The following is a 21,843-nucleotide window of genomic DNA, read 5'->3' as shown; positions in this document are numbered from 1 at the left end:
ATTTAATATTTAAATAATTGAAAGGAAATATAGATGTTGAAGTAAAATTTGAACGAAAGAGTCAGAGAGAAAACGGTTATTTTGTAAGTCTAAAAATCATCTGGAAATAGTCTACAGGCAAAAGCTGGGATACCTTTTTTAAAAGTTGAATCAATGCGTACTGTTTTGTTCGTAAAAAGAAAGAACATCCTATATTAGTTGGTCATATGAAGAAAAGCAAGAATGAGCAAAGAGAAAAATTAATTGAAATAGCCGTTACAAGAAAACGCTTTTATGTTAAGGTAGATACGTAAAATAGTACATTGGTTAGGGAGGGTATTCAAATGACAAGGGAAGAAAAAATATATGATGTAGCATCACAGATCATTTATGTAGTCATAAACAATCTTTTTTTTATTGTTGTAAATTTACCGCTGTTTAGTTACCTTTATTTGATGATTTATCAAGGAGTTACTTTATATTTAATCTTAATGGGTCTCTTTATGATTCTGTTTGCTATTTCATTGATCGCACTATTTGAATCGCTGCATCAGTTTATTATTAAGAAACAGGAAAGCAATCTCCGATTTTTTTGGCGGAGCATCGCTAAGGCATGTTCTTGGGATAGTTTACCTGTCTATTTGCTCATCAGTCTGATTGCTTCAATAGGATTTCTCTTTTTTATGGTTGAACTTTCTCCAATTTTTTCTATATTTGTCATTATTTATGCTATTTTAGCGGTCTACGGGATGTTGATCCTTCCTTTTGCTATCATGGAAACGATCCTTTTCCAAAACACCTTTTTAAAAACGTTGTTGAATGCGATGATTTTATCTTTCCAGAAATGGCAATTACAGCTTTTTACGATTGCCTATCTGTTATTTGTTCTTTTATTGTTTCCACGCTCGCCAGCTATCTTCTTTTTTGTCGGTTTTAGTGGCTACTGCTACTTGTTTTTAACTTTTTATACACCATTTTTACAAACTCGGATAGCGAGTATTAAGGGATTGGATCAGAGAAATGACTAAAAGCATGACGAGGATTAAACATAACCTTTTGAAACACGCTTTTTATCGTTACATGTTGTGGATGAGTGTTAGTTTATTAGTATTATTCTTTATTATTTATCTCATCACAGTTTCTTTCCATCAAAAAAGAGATGAAAATCTAAAGGAAATCAACTTAAATTTTTATACAGAAATTATGATGATGAAAAATGCAACAGATAATATGTTGGCGCTTTTGTATGCGGAACAACCTGATTTGGAAGATTTGAGGCAAATTACTAATTTATCACTCGCAGAATACTACGAATACAAAACGACTACTTACATGAAACATGCCGGTTCAAAGTATAATGGAACCCAAAATTTTGTTAATCAGTCCTTTAAAATGAATGATTATTTGTCAACGGTAGTTATTTATCATGCGCAGACGAAACGTAGCGTAGTCTTTCAAAAAGATCAGACAACCACGATGAAAAAAGTGGATGAATTTCATCTAGCAGACCCAAACGATATCGAAAAGACAAAAAAGCAAATTTTTAAGATAAATAAGAATAGAAATCTGATTGGATTTCACAAAGAATTACATAAAGAAACAGATTTAAGTTACGCAGCAGATGTCTATTTTTATTATGATATTTCTCCATTATTTGAAAAGATTCATTATCAAGTGTTAAGAAACAACGGCAATATTCAAGTTTTCTACAAAAACAACCCTATTCCACCGGAGATAAAACCAAAATATGTTCTAGACCAACGTCAAGCAGAACATTACGTGGTTACAGCCACGACAAAGTATGCCAATGTTTTTACAGAATATTCTTTGATCTATACTGTCTACTCTTTTTTTGCCATCCTTGTGTTTTTAGGTTTTTTCCCATTTCTATTTCAGTATTTGCAAAAAATAGAGGGAAGACTCTCTCAACTAACTCAAAAAATTACCAAAGTAAAAACAGGGAATTTTGACCCTGAAAAGTTCGCTCAATCAGACGACTATAAAAGTGATGATGCGATTTCTTTGATCTCTTCTAGTATTGATGAATTAGCGTATCAGTTAAATGACCAGATTCATCAAGTTTATAAAAGTAAGATTAAACAAAAGGATTATCAGATCCAAAGTATTCGGTCCCAGATCAATCCACACTTTCTTTACAATACGTTAGAAGCAATTCGAATGAAAGCAGAACTAAATGAAGATCACGCAGTGGCAGGAATGCTCTTAAATGCTGCAACATTATACCGTAAATTGATCAAGGGGAAAGATGTCATTTGTTTAGCGGAAGAATTGGAATATTGTGATGCTTATCTTAGTCTTTTTGAAATACGTTTTGAAGATGCACTATTTTATGATATTGTTTGTGATCCAAGTCTTGAATCTTTGCTGATTGAGAAATTTACGATCCAACCAATCATCGAAAATTTTATTCATCACGGGATTGATTCGCAACGCCAGGATAATTTCATCGAGATCCATTGTTTTGAAAAGGATGATCGGTTGTACATTGAAGTAGTAAATAACGGAAAGCCAATTCCAAAAGTAGAAAAACAAAGAATCCAAAAACAACTTGCTCAAAACAGCCATGATCTGGAGATGACTGCCCCTACTGGCTTATTTGGGGTAGATTATCGAATCAAACAACGCTTTGGTCATCAGTATGGCGTAACATTTACTACGCAAGAAGATTATGTGAAATTTCAAATCACCATGCCTAAAAAAAGAGGAGGGGAGATCGTGTGAATGTTTTACTAGTTGATGATGAACCGTTAATCACAGAAGGAATTGAGAAACTGCTAAAAAAAACAACCGGTAACACAAAAAATTTCACGACATTTAAAACAACTTCCGGTATTGAAGCATTGAAAATCCTAAATGAGGTAGCTATTGATATTTTATTAACAGATATCAGAATGCCTGATATTGATGGATTGGCACTTGCTAAAAAGGCACGTTGTGTACAAAAACAAATAAAAATCATCTTTATCAGTAGTTATGATGATTTTAGTTATCTGAAACAAGCCATTCTCATTGGAAGCAGTGATTATCTTTTAAAACCAGTCGATCCTATTGAGTTAGCCACTACTTTTGGGAAGTTGACAAGAGAAATAAAAGAAGAAAAACTCTTTCAGCATTTGAAGAACAATCAACAGATTGATGTGTTTCGTGTCAATTTGTTGCGGAAATTGCTGCATCAAGAAATTTCGTCAACGGAATTAGCAAAATGGCAGGACATCCTTGAACCAATCACGGATTGGCAAAATTATACCATCACTTACCTAGAAGGTGCTTTTTATAATGATAAACTTTTTGAACGTGTTTCTGAGCAGTTATCGGTATTATTCGTCCAACCTTATAGCCTTTTATTGGAACCGAATAAACTTCTTTTGTTTTTTTCTCCTAAAGAAGAACAACATTATCGGTTAAGTATTCAATATTTATGTGAGACATTTGATTTATTTGCGGTCATCGGTAGTGGCTGCCATTCATTAATTGAGATCACGCATTCTTATCGAAGTATTGAACCATTTATGGAAAGTAAAAATATCTTGGAAAACCCATTAGTCATTGATCTATTTCCTAAAACTACATTGATCAACGAATACCAACTAACGCAGAAAATTTATTTTAAAAGTTTAGCTTATCTTGAAAACCAATCGATTGAAGCATTCCAACAATTAGCTATTGCCAATATTGATCAATGGAAAGACCATCCGATTCAGTCGTTAGTATGTCATTACTTGCTGATCGCACTTCACAAAGGGATTGCTACTCTGGAAAAACAAGAACAAGCTTATCAAGAGTTACAACCATTGATCTACGCATTAAAGACAGCAGACAAATCAGTTTTTAAGAAAAAGATAGGTACGATCTGTTCAAAACTGACTGAAATAAGTTGTACCACAAAAAGTCATTCTCCAGTGATTGACCAAATCTTATATCTAGTCAATCAGGATTTCACGAAACGCTACTCTTTAAAATCATTAGCTGAGCGGTTTCATATGAATCCAGCCTATCTTGGACAGCTTTTTTTAAAAGAATTGAATATGAGTTTTAGTGAATATGATAAAAAAATTCGTATGAGAGAAGCCAATCAGCGAATCAAAGAGAGTACGGAAAGAATTACTGTGATCGCAAAAGCCTTAGGATATGATGATATCAGTTTATTTTATCGTCATTATAAAAAAGAATACGGAATAACCCCCAATAAAGCACGCAAGTTCGAAAATGAAAGAGAGCCGTTGAACCTAAAATGAAAAATCATTCTTTTATCATTTTTTATGACTAAGAAAGGTGTTGCAAAACCAATAATGAAATCATGAATCATTTTTCGAGAAGAGTGATATTCCAGACTCTTCTTTTTTGTGTCTTTATTACACACAAAAAATATTGTCTATAATTTTGCCAATAAATCTATAAAATCGCAAATTGAGAAAGCGCTTTATTTACTTTATGATAAACGTAGATAAGGAGTTGAACAGGATGGAAGAAAATTTAGCAGCAACATTTGTCAAAAAGAAGCAGGAAAATCGTGTGTTAAAAATATTTAAAAAAAACCGACCTTTATTTTTCCTTTCTTTACCAGGAATCATTTGGTTTGCGATATTTTCCTATTTTCCACTTTTTGCGATTTTAGTGGCGTTTAAAGATTTTCGATTAAGTGGTAATTTTTTTGAGAGTTTTATGAAGAGTGATTGGGTCGCTTTTAAAAACTTTGAATTTATTTTTAAAAGTGGGAATGCTAGCCTGATTATTCGCAACACGGTTGGTTATAATGTGCTGTTCATTGTTATGGGAATCATCGTGCCATTGATCCTTGCATTATTGTTAAATGAAATTTTCAGTAAGCGACTATCAAAATTGTATCAAAGTGTCATGTTTATTCCTTACTTTCTTTCGATGGTCGTTGTCAGTTATATCGTATTTGCATTTTTGGACCCGACAAATGGGTTTATCAATCAGTTTTTGATAAGTATTGGGAAAGAGCCGATCCAATTTTATATGCAAGCAAAGTATTGGCCTTATATTTTAGTCGTTGTACAAATGTGGAAAACGATGGGCTACAATATGATTATTTTTTTAGCCGCAATATGCGGGTTTGATAAATCTTATTACGAAGCAGCTAATCTTGATGGAGCAACAAAATTCCAACAAATCTGGTATGTCACGATTCCTATGTTGAAACCGGTGATCATTATGTTGACGATTTTAGCAGTAGGGGGGATCTTTCGGACAGACTTCGGATTGTTTTATCAAGTGCCAAAAGATTCAGGGGCGCTTATCAATGTGACACAAACCATTGACACTTATATCTATCGCGGATTGTCGTCTATGGGAGATATCGGTTTATCGGCTGCTGGTGGACTGTTGCAGTCAGTAGTTGGCTTCTTTTTAGTGTTAGGAACCAACATGATCGTCAAAAAAATCGATAAAACACAAGGAATCTTTTAAGGGAGGAAAAAGAGTGGAAGCAAAAAAAACACTAGGTGAATCTTTGAACCGATTTGGACGAATCAGTAAAAAAAATAACCTTTTGATTAGTCTGGGTTTAGGGATATTGACCTTTTTAACTGCTGTTCCTTTTATTTTAGTTTGTATTATCGCCTTTACTGATTCAGAATCGATCCAACGAAACGGGTACCGACTGCTACCTGAAAAATGGAGCCTAGCAGCTTTTCAAGCAATTTTTGAAGAAGGAGCGATTTTTTCCGCTTTCGGTACAACGATTTTCATTACGATCATTGGGACCGTCATCGGTGTGTTTTTAATGTCGACCTTTGCGTATACCCTTTCTCGAAAGACTTACGCTTATCGAGGGTTTTTATCAAGGTATTCTTTGATACCCATGTTGTTTAGCGGTGGGATGATTGGTAATTACATTGTGATTGTGAATGTTTTAGGGTTGAGGAACTCTATCTGGGCATTGATTTTACCTTTGTGTATGTCCACGTTTTCAATCATGGTTTTGAAAACGTTTTATCAAATGTCTGTCCCAGAAGCATTGATTGAATCAGCATATATCGATGGTGCCAGTGAGTGGTTGATTTATTTTAAAATCGTACTTCCGTTATCGTTGCCAGGTATCGCAACCATTGCCTTATTCTTAACCTTAGGCTATTGGAATGATTGGTTTTCAGCATTACTTTATACCGATAATAATCAATTGGTACCGTTACAGTATTTGTTGATGAAGATGGAGAATAATATTGAATTTATTGCAAACAATGCTGGAAAAATGGGGATGACCCAAACCGGTGCTTTACCCACTGAAACGATCAAAATGGCGGTGGTAGTAGTAGCTACTTTACCGATCTTGATTGCATATCCTTTTTTTCAAAAATATTTTATTGGTGGTTTAACTGTTGGCGCAGTGAAAGAATAGTATAGGAGGAAAAATAATGAAAAAATTTGTATTGCTAGGAGCTGCATTATTAGCAGGAGGTCTTTTAACAGGATGTTCAAGTAACAAAACCAGTAATGCGAGTGAGTCTGATACGGTGGATCTTACTTGGTACATAACGGGTATTCCACAAAAAGATGTGGCAAAAGTGAATGAGGCGGTCAATAAGTATACAAAGGACAAATATAATGTCACAGTGTCTCTTAATCAAATTGACTGGGGTGAATATGACCAAAAGATGAGCGCACTGGTCAATGCCGGAGAAAGCTTTGATCTCGCATTTACTGCTTCTTGGCTAGGAGGATTTAATTATTTAACCAATGCTCGAAAGGGCGCATTGTACGATATCACAGAATTACTTGATAATGAAAACCAAGGATTAAAAGCTGAAATCTACGAGAATTTTTGGAAAGGTTCCACCATTGATGGAAAGATATATGGGGTACCAGCGCAAAAAGAAATCGCTGCTACGGAATATTTTGTCTTCAATAAAGAACTAGTTGATAAATATGATGTTCCGTATGAATCAATCAAAACCTATGATGAACTTGAACCATGGCTCAAAACGATCAAGGAAAAAGAAGGAATCAATCCTTGGTACATGTCTGAAGGTTACCGAAACCCTTATAAATTCGATGAATTATCAACATCCGTTGGGATCAACCTTGAAGGAGATGAAGGGAAGATCGTCAATTATTATTTTGAGAAACCATACGTTGAACGGGTTGAAAAAGTGAGAGATTTTATGAAAAAAGGCTATGTCAATAAAGATGCAGCACTGGCAAAACAAACCGATATTGTTGGGAAAGAATGGTTTGTTACTTCAACCGTGATGGGACCACTTGATACAGCAACAGTCAAAGACCAAGTGAAAAAAGATGTAGTGGTAACGCCTATGGTAGATTCAATTGTGACGAATGCTTCAGCAATGGGTGGCGGTACGGTGATCAGTGCGAACTCGAAACATCCAAAAGAAGCGATGAAGCTATTAGAAGCTGTAAATACCGACGAAAAATTGATGAATCTCTTATCCTATGGTATTGAAGGAACACATTATGAAAAAACTGGGGAGAAGACAATCAAATGGTTAGATGCTCATAGCAATTATACGATGCCATTTTATATGTTTGGGAATTACTTCAATCTTTATCACCAAGAAGGTGCACCAACAGACGAATGGGAAGTGTTGAAATCTTATAATGAGCAAGCAGAAGCATCCCCAGCACTTGGATTCAACTTTGATACGAAAGATGTGACAACGCAACTTGCTGCTTTGAATAACGTACAAGAAGAATTTAAAGCATTGATCAACACTGGCTCAGTTGAAACACAAGAGAATTTGAATAATATGAAGAAAAAAATGAATGCGGCTGGACTAGATGAAATTATCACGGAAATGCAAACACAATATGATAGTTGGAAAAAAGAACAAAAATAATACAGATAGTACAAGCCAGGAGCTCAATTTTTTTAGTTGTTTCCTGGCTTTTCACTAGAAAAGAGGAATAGTGTGAAAAAATTACTAGAATTTGAACGTGTGCAACGAATCATCATAGAGTTAAAAAAGAACATGATCAAAACTGCGATACCTGTTGAGAATTTAGTTTTTCATTCTGAAACGGGGACAAAAGAATTTGAAAGAGGTGCTTATTTTGGCGAAAAAAATCAGTACTATACAATTGCAGGAGAACTCTGTTTACCAAATGAATTTCAAAATCAAACAGTCGATTTAGCAATATTTTCTTCACTAACTGAATGGGATTCAACGACAAACCCTCAAATAAAAGTGTATTTTGATGATCAGCTGATCCAAGGGTTAGATGTTAACCATACGACTTTGTGGTTACCCAAAGAATATACCTCAAGAGATCGGATTCCATTGCAAATCGAGGTTTTTTCAGGTCGGGAGGAAAAAAAATATCCTTTGACGGTTGAGCTAAGGTTGATCGATCCTTTGACTTATGAACTCTATTACGATTTGTTCGTGATATTGGATAGTTGGCGATCGCTAAACGAGCATGACTCGAATTATATCTATTATGAAAGAGAATTAGGACAAGTAGTTGATCAATTGAATTTTTATAAACCTTATAGCTCAGAATATTATCAAGGATTAATGAAAGCAAAAGAACACTTAGAACATGCATTTTATCAAACAGGCTTAGTTGAAAATGCTCCTCGTGCCTTGGTTGTTGGTCATACACATATCGATTTGGCTTGGTTATGGACAGTGATGCAGGCGGTTGAAAAGGGAGAACGTAGTTTTTCGACTGTATTGAAATTAATGGAGGAATATGATGAACTGACTTTCATTCAGAGTCAACCACAAATGTATCAATTGATCAAAGATACCTATCCGCAACTATATGAGAAAATCAAAGAAAAAATTGTTGCAGGCAAGTGGATTCCAGAAGGGGCTATGTGGGTAGAAGCAGATTGTAATCTTGCTTCAGGTGAATCATTGGTCCGTCAATTTCTTTATGGGAAACAATTTATACGCGAAGAGTTTGGTCAAGAAAGTCAAATTTTGTGGTTACCAGATGTTTTTGGCTATTCTGCAGCTTTACCGCAAATTTTGAAAAAAACAAACACGCCCTATTTCATGACAACAAAACTTTCTTGGAATCAATTCAATCAGATCCCTTATGACAGCTTTTTTTGGCAAGGAATCGATGGTAGCCGAGCGCTAACTCATTTTATTACGACAATCAGTGACGGTTATAGCCCGACACCTTATTATACGACTTACAATGGACTACTCGATCCTTATACGGTGAAAGGAAGTTGGGAACGCTACTTAGATAAGGATGTCAATGACAGTATTCTGATCGCTTACGGTTATGGAGACGGTGGTGGAGGACCAACACGAGACATGTTGGAAACGTTGAAGCGTATGAAAAAAGGTTTGCCGAGTATGCCCCAAGTCATTGAAAGCACAGCGATTGATTTTTTTGAAGAACTCTCCAAAAAAATGGTCAAGCATCAGGAAAAAGAGTGGCTCGGAGAACTGTATTTTGAATACCATCGGGGAACGTATACCTCCATCGGGAAAAACAAGCGCAACAATCGATTTGGTGAAACGTTATTACAGACAGTTGAAAAATTATATAGTATCTTTGCCCGAGAAAAATATCCAGCTGAAATGTTGGAAAAATCATGGAAACAATTATTGTTAAATCAATTCCATGATATTCTTCCAGGAAGCGGAATCAAAGAAGTTTATGATCAGACAGATATTGATTATCACGAACTTTTCACTGAAATGAACCAATTAATTGACACAGTGTTGCCAAGTCACGATGCAGGACAGTTTCTTTATCTGTTCAACCCTAGCGGAGTAAGTGAACAAGTCATCGTTCCATTACCACTGGAATCAGGAGAATGTCTGGAACATCAAGGTCAGTCGATTGTCAGCCAAAAAACGTATGATGGACAATTCTTAGGACGATTCGATCATTTACCTGCTCTCGGTGGGAGTTATTACACTATTGTAAAATCAGATCGTGAAGTCACGACTAAAACGGAAACCACTCCTTTAACTAAGCAATACGAGACACAAGACTTTAGTCTTTTATTCGACGAACACTATCGTATGATCAGTGCATTCGATAAAAAGAACCAACGAGAAATCGCTGGTAAGAAAGCAGTGAACGAACTACTGGTTTACGAAGATCTGCCTTTAAATTATGATGCATGGGACATTGACTTTTACTATAAAAATAAACCAACAATCATCACCGATATTCAAGAAGCATTGATTGTTGATCAAGGTCCGATTCGGGATACGTTGAAAATCGTTAGAAAGTTTTATGATTCGACTATTACACAATACATCCATTTGATTCACGGAAAAGCACGAATCGATTTTGAAACGAAGGTTGATTGGCAGCAAAATCATAGTCTCCTTCGAGCAGAGTTTCCAGTGCCTGTCAATGCCTATCAAGCGACTTATGATATCCAGTTTGGCAATCTACAACGACCGGCGCATAAAAATACTTCTTGGGACAAAGCAAAGTTTGAAGTATGTGGTCATAAATGGGTAGATCTATCCGATGATGGCTATGGGATTTCATTATTGACAGATTCAAAGTATGGCTTTGATGCTCAATACCAACATTTAGGAGTCTCATTGATCAAATCTGCCACAGACCCTTATGAAACAGCAGATCAAGGAAATCATCAGTTCACCTACTCGCTTTATTGCCATGCTCAAACGTGGAAGGAAGCGAAGACCCAAGAAGAAGCTCGTCAATTAAATATCCCTTGTTTGGCTGTTCGTCAAGAACAGAAAACTTTACCAGAAGGTTCGTGGGTGAACTGTCAAGAACGAAACATTTGTCTGGAAACCTTAAAGAAAGCTGAAACGGATGGATCCATCATTATGCGGGCTTATGAATTTGAAAATCGCCAAACAACAACGGTCTTAAAATTTTCTCAGCCAATTCAACATGTACAGATTTGCGATCTATTAGAAAATCCAATTGAAACGGTCGCTTTAGATAATGATCATGAAGTTACTGTGGTGTTCAAACCTTACGAGATCCATACCTTCAAAATCCAATTAAAGGAGCAGAACGATGGGTGATTTGCAAAAATTGTTGCAAAAAATGACACTAAAAGAAAAAGTTGGACAATTGAATCAACGATTGTATGGCTGGCAAGTCTACGAAAAAAAAGATGGAAAGCTTTTTTTGACGGACTATTTCAAAAATGAAGTGAAAAAATATGGCACAGTCGGTGTCATTTATGGGGTATTTCGTGCCGATCCTTGGTCTGAAAGAAATGAGCTGACTGGTTTAACAACCAGTGAGGCACAAGAAGTCAGTCAAATGATCCAACAATACATGAAAAAAGAATCCCGTTTAAAAATCCCGGTCTTATTATCCGAAGAATGTCCCCATGGGCATCAAGCCTTAGAATCCACCACACTGCCAACGAATTTTTCAGTAGGATGTAGTTGGAATCCCGAACTTTATCAACAATTGCAGGAAATCGTGGCTGCTGAGTTACAAGAAAAAGGAGCTCATCTTGGACTAATTTCGACTTTAGATCTATTAAGAGATCCACGCTGGGGCAGAACAGAAGAATGTTTTAGTGAAGATCCGTATCTAACAGCAGCCTTTACCCAAGCAGCTGTAACTGGTTTACAAAAAGAACAAAAAATTAAAGCTGTGTTAAAACATTTGGCTGGTCAAGGAAACGTCATGGGAGGACATAATTCTGGTCCAGTGGCAATCGGAGAGCGTGAGTTAAGGGAAATCCATTTACCCGCCATTCGAGCAGGAATTAAAGCTGGCGCAAAAGGCTGTATGGCAGCGTATAACGATATTGATGGTGTGTTTTGTCACACGAATCCCCATTTGTTACAAGAAATTTTACGAAAAGAATATGGGTTTTCTGGAATCGTCATGGCCGATGGTTGTGCATTAGATCGAGTGGCAGAAACTTGTGGCGATCCATCAATGGCTGCAGCCAAAGCCATCTCTAGTGGAGTTGATCTTAGCTTATGGGACGAGGTGTTTCCTTATCTAGAACAAGCAGTGGCTATTGGGCTGGTAAGTGAAGAAGTGATTGATCGTTCTGTTTTAAGAATTCTTGAGTTGAAAAGCGAATTAGGTCTTTTCTCTAGCCAAAGTTCACCGAAAGTTTCTTTTACTTCGGCACAAAAAGAAACGTTGTGTACAGCTTTGGCAGAAGACAGTCTAGTATTGTTGAAAAATGACAATATATTACCTTTGAAAAAAGAGAAATTAAATCAAATTGGAGTTGTAGGACCTCATGCGAATAATATCTATCATCTATTAGGTGATTACACGCCTTTTAAAAAAATAGCATCATGTTGCAATCTATTGCAGGGGATCGAAGAGCACACGGCAAATTCAACTACCCAATTGGCTTTTGCTCAAGGCTGTCAGATCACAACTGATTTACCTCAAGGACTAGACGAAGCAAATCAAGTAGCTGAAAATGCAGATGTCATTGTCGTGACTTTAGGTGGGTCCAGTGCCAGAGATTTTTCAACGGCTTTTGCTAAAAATGGCGCTGCATTACAGGGATCACAAGAAATGACTAGTGGGGAAAATATTGACCTAGCCTCGATCGAACTACCGGAATGCCAAATTAAACTAGTCAAGGAATTAGCAAAACATGGAAAACCAGTCATTGCCGTTTTGATTGAAGGCCGACCTCATAGTATCTCAGCGATTGAACCATATGTTTCAGCGATTCTTTTCGCTGGCTATCCAGGACAATACGGAGGAAAAGCGATCGCGAATGTTCTTTTTGGAAAAAATCCGAATGGTAGATTAGCGTTTACGATTCCCGAGCATTCAGGTCAATTACCCGTTTATTATAACTATCGAAATACTCAATTTAAAGAAACGTATACCGATTATCCTGAAAAGCCAACCTATCGTTTTGGCTATGGCTTAAGCTATACAAGGTTTGAATTGACCGATGTACTCTTTACCGATCATCAAGATCATTCGATTAAGGTTTCTTGTCGAGTGAAAAACACAGGTAATCATAGTGGAGCAGAGACGATTCAAATTTACGGGAAAAAACAACAAGGTTTTATTCCCCCACGAGAAAAAGAATTGCTCGCATTTAAAAAAGTACATCTAACCCCATTGGAAGAACGAATGATTGAAATTATCCTAACAAAAGAACAGTTATACTATTTAGATGAAACGTTTAAAGAAGTATTGCCAAGAGAAGTTCATTTGACAGTTGAAACAGTTACCTTTAAACAAAGTATTCAATTATTTAGAAAGGTTGATGATCATGAAAAAGCACATGGTGTATCCGCAGTTGAACAGGAAAACGAAGACCGTAAGCTGCGAAAAGACATTGTCGAAAACCATCAAAGCGAAACAGATCATTACCAGGAGTTACCCGCTAATATCCAAAAAAAACTCGATTGGTTTCAAGATCAAAAACTGGGAGTGATCTTTCATTGGGGGCTGTATAGTATTCCCGGTATTGTAGAGTCTTGGCAATTGTCACAAGAAGACAGCTGGGCAAGAAAAATACCTTGGCGCACGAACATGGTCGAATTACGAGAAGATTATTGGGGGTTGATTCATAGTTTCAATCCTTATAAGTTTGAACCAACTAAGTGGGCAAAGCTGTGCCGACAAGCTGGTTTTCGCTACATGATTTTTACAACAAAACATCATGACGGCTTTACGATGTATGATACAAAGTATTCGGATTATAAAGTAACTGCAGCGACATGTCCCTACCATAAAGCGCCGCAAGCAGACATTTTTAAGGCAGTTGTCACCGCTTTTAGAAAGGAAGGACTAGCGACAGGTGCTTATTATTCAAAACCAGATTGGCATAGCTCTTATTATTGGTTGCCAGAAAGAGAAGCGACTGGGAGATACGCAAATTATGACCCAAAAGAGTTGCCTGAAGTCTGGCAGAAATATGATCGGTTTGTTACGAATCAACTCACTGAAATTAGCCAAAATTATGGCCAACTTGATATCTTATGGTTAGATGGAGGCTGGGTGAATCAGGGCAATGAACAACTCGATATGGAAAGAATAGCGAGTGAAGTTCGGCATTCTCAGCCAGATCTCTTGATTGTCGATCGAACCATTGGCGGGGCCTATGAGAACTATGTGACACCAGAAAGAAAAATACCTGAACAACCACCAGTCAAAGTATGGGAAAGTAATATCCCATTAACCAAAAATTGGGGCTATTGGCCAAATGATGAGTATAAAGAAGTAGCAGAAGTTATTCTATCATTCGTCCAGATCGTTGCAAAAGGAGGAAATCTACTACTAGGAATCGGACCTAAACCAAATGGAGAGTTACCTACAGAAGCGGTAGCGATTTTAGAAAGACTAGGCGATTGGTTGGAAAAATATGGCGAAGGAATCTATGAGACAAGAGCAGTACCGTTTGATTCCCCTGAAGGCTGGTATGTGACCCAGAAAAATGACGATTATTACTTTTTTTATAAAGAAAACGCTTCATCTTTATTGCTGTCTGAGGTAGGATTGGATTATAGAAACTTTACCATTCAAGAACTGTCTGAAAAAAATCAGGTAATGGGATCAGAAACTTTAGTACCAGGAAAAACGATAGAGGGCATTGGTTGTTGGCAACTAATGGCAGAATAAGGAGTGGATGCTAATTGATGAATGAATCAAACAAGCCAATATCTGTTACAAAAGCACCTTCTTTAAAAGAGCGTGGCGTGATTTTAGATATTGGACGTAAATTTTATTCAATGGATTTTCTGAAAAAACTTGTAGACTACATGGCTTCATTGAAAATGAATGCTTTGCAACTTCACTTTTCTGATAATGAAGGATTTCGGTTGGAATGCGAAACAATTCCAGAAATCACATCAGAGAAATTTTTGACGAAACAGGAAATGACGGATTTGATTGATTATGCGGAGCAAAAGGGGATTTCTGTGATTCCAGAGTTTGATAGTCCTGGTCATTTGCAACGGCTGTTGGCAATCTATCCACAATGGCAAATGGAGCGAAAAGGCGAGGATTCTTTGATTTTTCCCACTAATCGAGCCCTTGATATCACCAAAAAAGATGCAGTTACCATGATCAAAAAGATGATAAAAGAATATGCAGAGTTATTTCATCGTTCCGATTATTTCCATTTAGGTGCAGATGAATACATTGAATTTTCAGAGTTGGATAAATATCCTGCATTAAAAGCACAAGCAATCGTGGAATACCACGATCCAACCCGTCAGTATGATGTTTTCATCGACTACATCAATGAGTTAGCAGACTATGTCGAAACATTAGGTAAAAAAGCTAGAATTTGGAATGATGGTGTCTATAAAAAAGGACTGCTCATGAAAAGTAAATTAAAACCTTCTATTCAAATTACGTATTGGACGAAACATCAAGCAACAATGGCGACTGCGGGGGAATTTCTCACTCGTGACCATCAATTGATCAATGTCAACGATCAATTTTTCTATTTTGTTTTAGGAGAAGGTGCCAGTTATAAATATCCTACAGCTCAAAAGATTCAAGACCACTGGACGATTGATCAATTTCCTGAAAACCAACGATTAACAAACGAACAAATGAAAAAAGTACAAGGTGCCTATTTTGCCATCTGGAGTGACTACCCTGATGCTTTGACTGAAGAGGAAGTCTTAACGATGATTAAAGAACCATTAGCTGCACAACAGCAAATCATCTGGCACGAAACAATATGAACAAGCAGTGATCAAAGAGGTGAATCTATAGTTGATGTTGTCTTCAATAATTGATCCTGGTGTTTCTTAAAAGTTGTCCAAACAAAAAAGCCGAAGATTTCAAAAATTGTTTCTTTTTTGACATTCTTCGGCTTTTTTAGATCTAGAAATTGTTACCAGGTTCTTAACTATCTAATCAATAATAAGATCTGGTTAGAACGATTCTCGTACCAAAAGGCATCAACGCTAATTTAGCTAATTTAAACGACTGTTTACCAAATGGAATACCAATGATCGTAATATAGAGTATAAGACCACTAATCACATGGGCAATCGCTAATGGGAGTCCACTGATAATCAACCAGATGATATTGATAATTAAAGAAGTCCCACTATCGCTATAAATCACTTCTTTACCAAATGGGAAAAAGCTAAGAGTTGCCAGCTTAAAACATTGTAACCCGATTGGAATACCAATGATCGTTATACACCAAATGACTCCTGCTAAAAACCAACCAATCCCACCGATACAGCCTCCAAAAATAAACCAAATCAAGTTTCCTAACATTCTCATTTTAACACCTACTAAATTTTTTCCCATTATACCATGTAATGGTTCTTAGAGTTCCTTTATTAAAGTTATTTAATTATGTGTTTTTTGTTTTGGATAAATGTTTTTTAATATTAATTATATATAAAAATAGTTATTTAATGGTGAACTAAGAACAGAAAGAATGTGAATGGAAAAGTGGGTTTGCTTAATTACCTTAATAAAGAAAAGTGATTGACTTATGCATCTTTTAGATATATCATTCTTGTATCTAAAAGATAGATAAGGAGGAAGAAACATGATGAATGAACTGTTTGTTCTAGGAGAATTGATGGAATCACCACAAAATGGTTATCACTTAAGAAATGCAATGCAGGCTTCTTTAGGCAAAAATCGCAAAGTCAGTTTTGGTGTTTTATACCCATTGTTAGACAAGTTGGCAAAAAATGGCTTAATCACTATTACTGTTAATGAAGAAGGCCGTACACAAAAGACTGCCAGTATTACTGATAAAGGACGTCAACGATTTTTTGAATTAATGAAACAAGATGTTCCCAGTGGCGCTCATACAGAAGAAATTTATTTAATCAAACTCGATTCGATGCAACATCTCTCATTAGACGAACAAAAAGAATTGTTAATGGTCTACATACGTGAAAAACAAATCACGGTTGACGAAATCAAGGGCTATTTAAAAAAACTAGACGAAGTAAAAAAAATCGATCATTGGTATGCGTCTAAAAAATTAGAATTATTACTTGGAAAAGCTCAGTTAGCAATCCAGTGGGCAGAAGATTTTTTATCAGAACTACCTTATGTGGAAGAATAAGCATGATCATGGTGTAGAACAAAACGTGACAGTTCTTAACATCAGGTCGATTTTAAAACGTCATAAAAAAGCAACGATACTGTAACTTTTTATTAGTTACAGTCTCTTTTATACAAAAAAATATATATCTAAAAGATATATTAAGGACGATAGATGGAGGAATGAGCATGTCTCAACAAATCAAAATTGCCTTAGTAATGGCAATGAGTTTATTTATGGAAATATTAGATGGTACGATTGTTACAACAGCTTTACCCAAAATGGCGACCACTTTTTCAACAAATATGTCACAAATCTCACTTTTAATCAGTGCGTATTTAGTCACAGTGGCGATTTTTATCCCAATGAGTGGCTGGTTAGCCAATTATTTTGGTAAGAAAAAAATCTGGCTTCTGGCTGTTTTTCTATTTACCATTAGTTCATTAGGGAGCGCCCTTGCGCCTAGTTTTGGGGTTCTTTTAGGAATGCGAATGTTGCAAGGTTTCTCTGGAGCGTTGATGACACCTACTGCACGATTGATCGTTTTTGAAAAAACACCAGTCGACCAACTATTAAAAATGACGAGTTATCTTGTTTGGCCAGCATTAATCGCACCTGCGATCGCTCCTATTATGGGTGGAGCAATCATTACCTATTTAAGTTGGCATTGGATTTTTTTGATCAATTTGCCAATCGGTATGTCGAGCTTGATCCTAGGATATTCATTGATTCCGTCAGACCATGACCTGATCAAAAATAAATTTGATTGGCTCGGTTTTGTGGAAATGGCAATGGCATCCACCTTACTTGTAGTCGGTGCAGAATTATCTTCACGAGACGGTCTTTCATTTGAGATAGCAGGAATTGTGTGTATCGTGAGTGGAATAATATTTCTTTTGTTCACATATCAACATTTAAATAAAGTCGAACAACCCTTATTTTCATTAAAAGCCCTATCAAAAACTTCTTTTAGAATCGGCCAAACCAGTGGGGCAATCCTTTGGTTATCTGTCGGAGCGATGCCATACTTGTTGACGATCTATTTACAAAATATTTTTCATTGGTCAGCAGTCGTTGCAGGAAGTTATGTTATTTTCATTTTTATTGGAAATATTGGGATCAAACCCTTCACGACATCGATTATTCGCTCACTTAACTACAAAGGGGCATTGATTGCGTCATTCCTAATGATTTTGAGTAGTTCTTTCTGTTTAGTTTTCATTGAATCAACCACGTTTCCAGCGATTATTATGTTACTAGCTTTTGCTTCAGGAATCGGACGCTCGCTCGCACTCACAGCGTTTATGGGATTAAGTTTATCAGAAATTCCACCACAAGAACGCAATAGCGCCAATACCTTGAATACAGTTGTCCAATCTTTAGCTCAAGGATTAGGGGTATCATTTATTACGTTGGTGATTCATTTATTGGAAATCCAATTGTCGATCCCACTGGCTTATAGCCTAGGTTTTGCTGTTTTAGGGGCGCTAATGCTTCTGCCAATCATTGAAATCCTAAAAATCCCACAAACAATGGGCATAGCGACAATGAAGAAATAAATCTAAAATAGTAGACAGGTAGATTTATTGAAGAAAAATTTGAACTAAGGGTACTTTACAATCAAAAAACTATTCAAAAATTAGCCCTTCGCTGACTTGATTGAGCGAGGGGCTAGTTTATGTAGCGTTTTATCGAAAAGCCACATTGGTAGTAAGTTGAATAACGACACTTCGATTCAAACAAACGCCAACCCTATTACCAATAAGCAAATCAAGGATCATAGATTAGCGAGTCAGTACAAGCAATTGTTTTAAGTAATTGGCTAAAAACTCTGAATGACTATTCTTAGAGTAGATCTTGAAAAATGAGACTAAAATAAAATCATCAACTACTATAACCAAGTTCATTCGAGGTTCTTTAAATGTTTGTCGTAGATCTGATTTTTTGATCAACATAAGAACAAGTAATAATCCGATCTTACCTAGTAGGGAAAATCCTTCGTGTGACTCGGACACAAGTTAGCTTTCCTTAAAATATAATCGAGCCTATTTGATAAAGTTTCTTTGAGTATAGGAGAGGAATGATACCCAGTAAACGATAGTTCAAATCAATGATAATCAACGAGAATGCCTAAAAAATCTGTAATCTTCACAATAGTTCTAGTAAGCGAAGTATCAACGGATTGATTCTTTTAATAAAAATTATTTAAAAATTTTTATTATATAACAAATTAATACTCTTGTTATTGATTTACAATGTAATTGTCAGAACGATAAGCGAGAGGAGAAAATAATGGTTTTTAAATTCTTACAAAAATTCAAAGAAGCCAATCAACTGGAAAGCAACGCCCAAGAAGTGGTTTCCAAACAATACTTAGAAATAAGAAAAACGTCTTTTGTGCAAAAGAAAGATGAGAAAATCGTAATCGACTTTTTAAGTGACATGGATAAAGATTTCGGTAGTAGCCAAGATGATCGAGTGAGGCAAGGAGAACATTTTGAGCAATTTTTAGCAGCAGCTTTCCGATTAGCAGGATACGGGGTTGAGATAACGAAGAAAAGTTATGTCAAAGATCATCGTAAGTATGTGGGAGATGGGGGTGTCGATTTAATTTTGACGAAAGAAAAAAAGCGGATCGCGGTACAAGCAAAATCCAATCGCTTAAACGCAAAACCCACACCGACACTGATTGGACGTAAAGATATCACTAATTTTTCAGGAATTTCAAATAAAAATTGGGATAAAAAAATGTTTATCACCACTTCATTTTTTTATCAACAGGTCTATGAAGAAATTGAACAAAATGAAAAAGCAAAAGAAATCGAGTGGTATGATCGCTACGGGTTATTACAATTATTAAATCAAATCATACCAGAAACGATGCTAAAATTTCAGCTTTTAAATTCTTTGCCAATGGGTATAAAAATATGCCCCAAATGTAGTGAAGGAATCATAATTAATTGTCGAAATGGAAAAACCGGCCATCTATTTAAAGCATGTTCCTTACATTGTGGTCATACAGAAAAGTTCAACACAACGGAATGATTGCATTAGTCAGCGATTCTTTTTCCAAAATCTCTACATATACTAATACAGTGATACTTCGATTGAATGCTAGTCAATACTATGGACGCTAAGACAGCGTTATAGTTTAAAAAATCCACAAAAAATATGTGATGCAGCCATACTTGGGAATAATTCCCCGTCAATTTTTCAATAGAAAGAATAAACAGTTCAAACAAGTGATTAAGAAAGGACTCTAGAATGGATAAATGACAAAAATACTCAAAGTAAAGCAAATTGAAGCAATGAAATTTTATACGGATATCTATCGAGAAGCAAGTTCATTCAGAAACATGTGGGTAATCAAACCCTTTTATCTGTTTTTATATGTTCTTAGCCTATGGATTAATACGTTATTTATTCTAGTTATTTTGGGTAGTAGTTTTTTATATTTAACTGGAAATCCTCATGCTTATAATAATATTGAAACAATCTTTTACCAATTCAACGTGGCGACTGCGTTTCTGTTATTCTGTTACTATAAAAGATATCGAACAAAGCATGGTCGTCCTAAAAAATACCATAATTATTTATATAAACGAAAAGCTGAAAGAATGCTTGACGAGCGAAGTATCAATCAATTGATTTTTGATGTGGAATACTTGATCAAAAAGAAAGAAAACCACGGAACCAGTATGTTAAGTATTTACCAAAACTTTATCGTAGCTTTGTGTTTTCCTATCACGATCTATCTTATCCAAAATTTTTTTGAGAAAGGCAGTATAAATTTTAGTACTTTTCTAATCAGTCTTTTTCCACTGACATTCATTTTTGGGATTTTTAAATCGAATAATTTATTTATATTAGTAAAAAGCCTTTATGTCGAAGATTATTATATGCTTGTTCATGTAAAAAAAGAATTAGAATATATGAAGACAATCAAAATAAATAAGACCAAACGTTGAAAATCGGTATTTATGTGTCTCACTCAATCAATAGAAAAATAAACAGCACCTAATCTGTTCCAAAATAGTAAAACAGTCATTTTAGAGATAGGTTATATTCAATCTAAAGCTCAAACTCATCCTCACAATGATATGGGGTCAACTTATTAGTAAATATCTGGAATACGACTAAGGCTAGAGTGCGCGGAATAAATTCATAAAGAGAGGGATATTAGATGAAGTATATCACTAAAAGTTGGTCATTTATTTCTATTTTAATCTTGTTAATCATTTTTGAATTAGTTAACACATATCTTATTTATCAGTTTCCTATTTATTTACGAATAGGCATACTTATGCTCATTGGGTGGGGATATGAAATAATCATAAGACGTTTTTTTAAACATTAACTATAAAAAACTATGGTAGAACATCATGAAAAAATACTATAAGATTATCTCTGATTTACGTTGAGCAACTTTAGAATCAGCGCTTAATACAGCATTTTCAAGAAAATAAGATAGAATTAAAAAAGGTTAGGCTGGTTTCCTACGAGAACTAGCTATAATGATGCTGGAATAGCTATAGCCGGAATAATATAGAGGAGTGAGTTTTCTTGTATAAAAACTGGAAAAAGTATACGAAAAACCATCCATACGCTAGTATTATCATTGTGGCGTTAGTAACCAGTTTAATAGGTATTTTTATCGAATATTTACTGAATCGAGACTTTCTAAGAAGCGGCTTTGGAGTAACGTTGATTTTGATTATCGGGCAGATAGTTGTTGTAAAGAAAAATAAGAAATAATTTACTGAAATAAAGTGTCGGGGTAAGGAGAGTTTAAGTAATACAAGATTTAAAATTTTAAATAATAAATATTCAAGTCATATCTGAAATTTGATATGACTTTTTTGCTTTTAGATTTTTTGAACAGTATAAAGAAAATGATTAATTTTGCAGAAGAAAAA

The 21,843-nt window shown here is 35.5% G+C and carries 15 protein-coding genes; 13 read left to right on the top strand and 2 right to left on the bottom strand.

Annotated features, from left to right (window positions below):
• Window positions 1–323 precede the first annotated feature (323 nt).
• The 9 genes from IGK81_RS07675 (at window position 324) to IGK81_RS07635 (ending at window position 15,590) form a co-directional block, all read left to right on the top strand.
• Window positions 324–1,007 (top strand): hypothetical protein, encoded by a 684-nt coding sequence (locus IGK81_RS07675; RefSeq protein ID WP_034698312.1) that lies wholly within the window; start codon window positions 324–326, stop codon window positions 1,005–1,007.
• The gene (locus IGK81_RS07670) at window positions 1,000–2,721 is read left to right on the top strand and encodes a sensor histidine kinase (protein ID WP_034698309.1); all 1,722 of its coding nucleotides are present in this window, start codon (window positions 1,000–1,002) and stop codon (window positions 2,719–2,721) included. The genes IGK81_RS07675 and IGK81_RS07670 overlap by 8 nt, the downstream gene beginning before the upstream one ends.
• The gene (locus IGK81_RS07665; protein WP_010737757.1) at window positions 2,718–4,235 is read left to right on the top strand and encodes a response regulator transcription factor; all 1,518 of its coding nucleotides are present in this window, start codon (window positions 2,718–2,720) and stop codon (window positions 4,233–4,235) included. The genes IGK81_RS07670 and IGK81_RS07665 overlap by 4 nt, the downstream gene beginning before the upstream one ends.
• 226 nt (window positions 4,236–4,461) lie before the next feature.
• The gene (locus IGK81_RS07660) at window positions 4,462–5,430 is read left to right on the top strand and encodes an ABC transporter permease (RefSeq protein WP_431393306.1); all 969 of its coding nucleotides are present in this window, start codon (window positions 4,462–4,464) and stop codon (window positions 5,428–5,430) included.
• Window positions 5,431–5,443: 13 nt separating this feature from the next.
• Entirely contained in the window at window positions 5,444–6,361 is a 918-nt protein-coding gene (locus IGK81_RS07655) for a carbohydrate ABC transporter permease (RefSeq protein ID WP_080704589.1), read from the top strand.
• 16 nt (window positions 6,362–6,377) lie between these two features.
• The gene (locus IGK81_RS07650) at window positions 6,378–7,817 is read left to right on the top strand and encodes an ABC transporter substrate-binding protein (protein WP_034698299.1); all 1,440 of its coding nucleotides are present in this window, start codon (window positions 6,378–6,380) and stop codon (window positions 7,815–7,817) included.
• Between the two features lie 72 nt (window positions 7,818–7,889).
• The gene (locus IGK81_RS07645; protein ID WP_438757824.1) at window positions 7,890–10,964 is read left to right on the top strand and encodes an alpha-mannosidase; all 3,075 of its coding nucleotides are present in this window, start codon (window positions 7,890–7,892) and stop codon (window positions 10,962–10,964) included.
• The gene (locus tag IGK81_RS07640; RefSeq protein WP_412003863.1) at window positions 10,957–14,514 is read left to right on the top strand and encodes an alpha-L-fucosidase; all 3,558 of its coding nucleotides are present in this window, start codon (window positions 10,957–10,959) and stop codon (window positions 14,512–14,514) included. The genes IGK81_RS07645 and IGK81_RS07640 overlap by 8 nt, the downstream gene beginning before the upstream one ends.
• A gap of 17 nt (window positions 14,515–14,531) precedes the next feature.
• Window positions 14,532–15,590 (top strand): family 20 glycosylhydrolase, encoded by a 1,059-nt coding sequence (locus tag IGK81_RS07635; protein ID WP_232622374.1) that lies wholly within the window; start codon window positions 14,532–14,534, stop codon window positions 15,588–15,590.
• 175 nt (window positions 15,591–15,765) lie between these two features.
• On the opposite strand, the gene IGK81_RS07630 is transcribed toward IGK81_RS07635, so the two are convergent.
• Window positions 15,766–16,143 (bottom strand): YccF domain-containing protein, encoded by a 378-nt coding sequence (locus IGK81_RS07630; protein WP_010718913.1) that lies wholly within the window; start codon window positions 16,141–16,143, stop codon window positions 15,766–15,768.
• A 274-nt stretch (window positions 16,144–16,417) separates the two neighbouring features.
• On the opposite strand from IGK81_RS07630, the gene IGK81_RS07625 reads away from it, so the two are divergent.
• Window positions 16,418–16,948 (top strand): PadR family transcriptional regulator, encoded by a 531-nt coding sequence (locus tag IGK81_RS07625; RefSeq protein WP_034698288.1) that lies wholly within the window; start codon window positions 16,418–16,420, stop codon window positions 16,946–16,948.
• Between the two features lie 167 nt (window positions 16,949–17,115).
• Entirely contained in the window at window positions 17,116–18,486 is a 1,371-nt protein-coding gene (locus IGK81_RS07620) for an MFS transporter (RefSeq protein WP_034698286.1), read from the top strand.
• A 225-nt stretch (window positions 18,487–18,711) separates the two neighbouring features.
• Here the strand turns inward: IGK81_RS07620 and IGK81_RS07615 are convergent, their stop codons facing one another.
• Complete coding sequence (locus IGK81_RS07615) at window positions 18,712–18,942, bottom strand: hypothetical protein (protein WP_034698283.1); 231 nt, start codon at window positions 18,940–18,942, stop codon at window positions 18,712–18,714.
• A 277-nt stretch (window positions 18,943–19,219) separates the two neighbouring features.
• Between IGK81_RS07615 and IGK81_RS07610 the strand changes: the two genes are divergently transcribed.
• Both IGK81_RS07610 and IGK81_RS07605 read left to right on the top strand, forming a co-directional pair.
• Window positions 19,220–19,972 (top strand): restriction endonuclease, encoded by a 753-nt coding sequence (locus IGK81_RS07610; RefSeq protein ID WP_034698282.1) that lies wholly within the window; start codon window positions 19,220–19,222, stop codon window positions 19,970–19,972.
• 227 nt (window positions 19,973–20,199) lie between these two features.
• Window positions 20,200–20,895 (top strand): hypothetical protein, encoded by a 696-nt coding sequence (locus IGK81_RS07605; protein WP_232622373.1) that lies wholly within the window; start codon window positions 20,200–20,202, stop codon window positions 20,893–20,895.
• Window positions 20,896–21,843 lie beyond the last annotated feature (948 nt).

The organism is Enterococcus sp. DIV0703, from assembly GCF_051711065.1.
Classification (GTDB): Bacteria; Bacillota; Bacilli; order Lactobacillales; family Enterococcaceae; genus Enterococcus_B; species Enterococcus_B hirae.
Note: the sequence above shows the minus strand (reverse complement) of the source record. Positions and strands in the feature narration are given on the sequence as shown.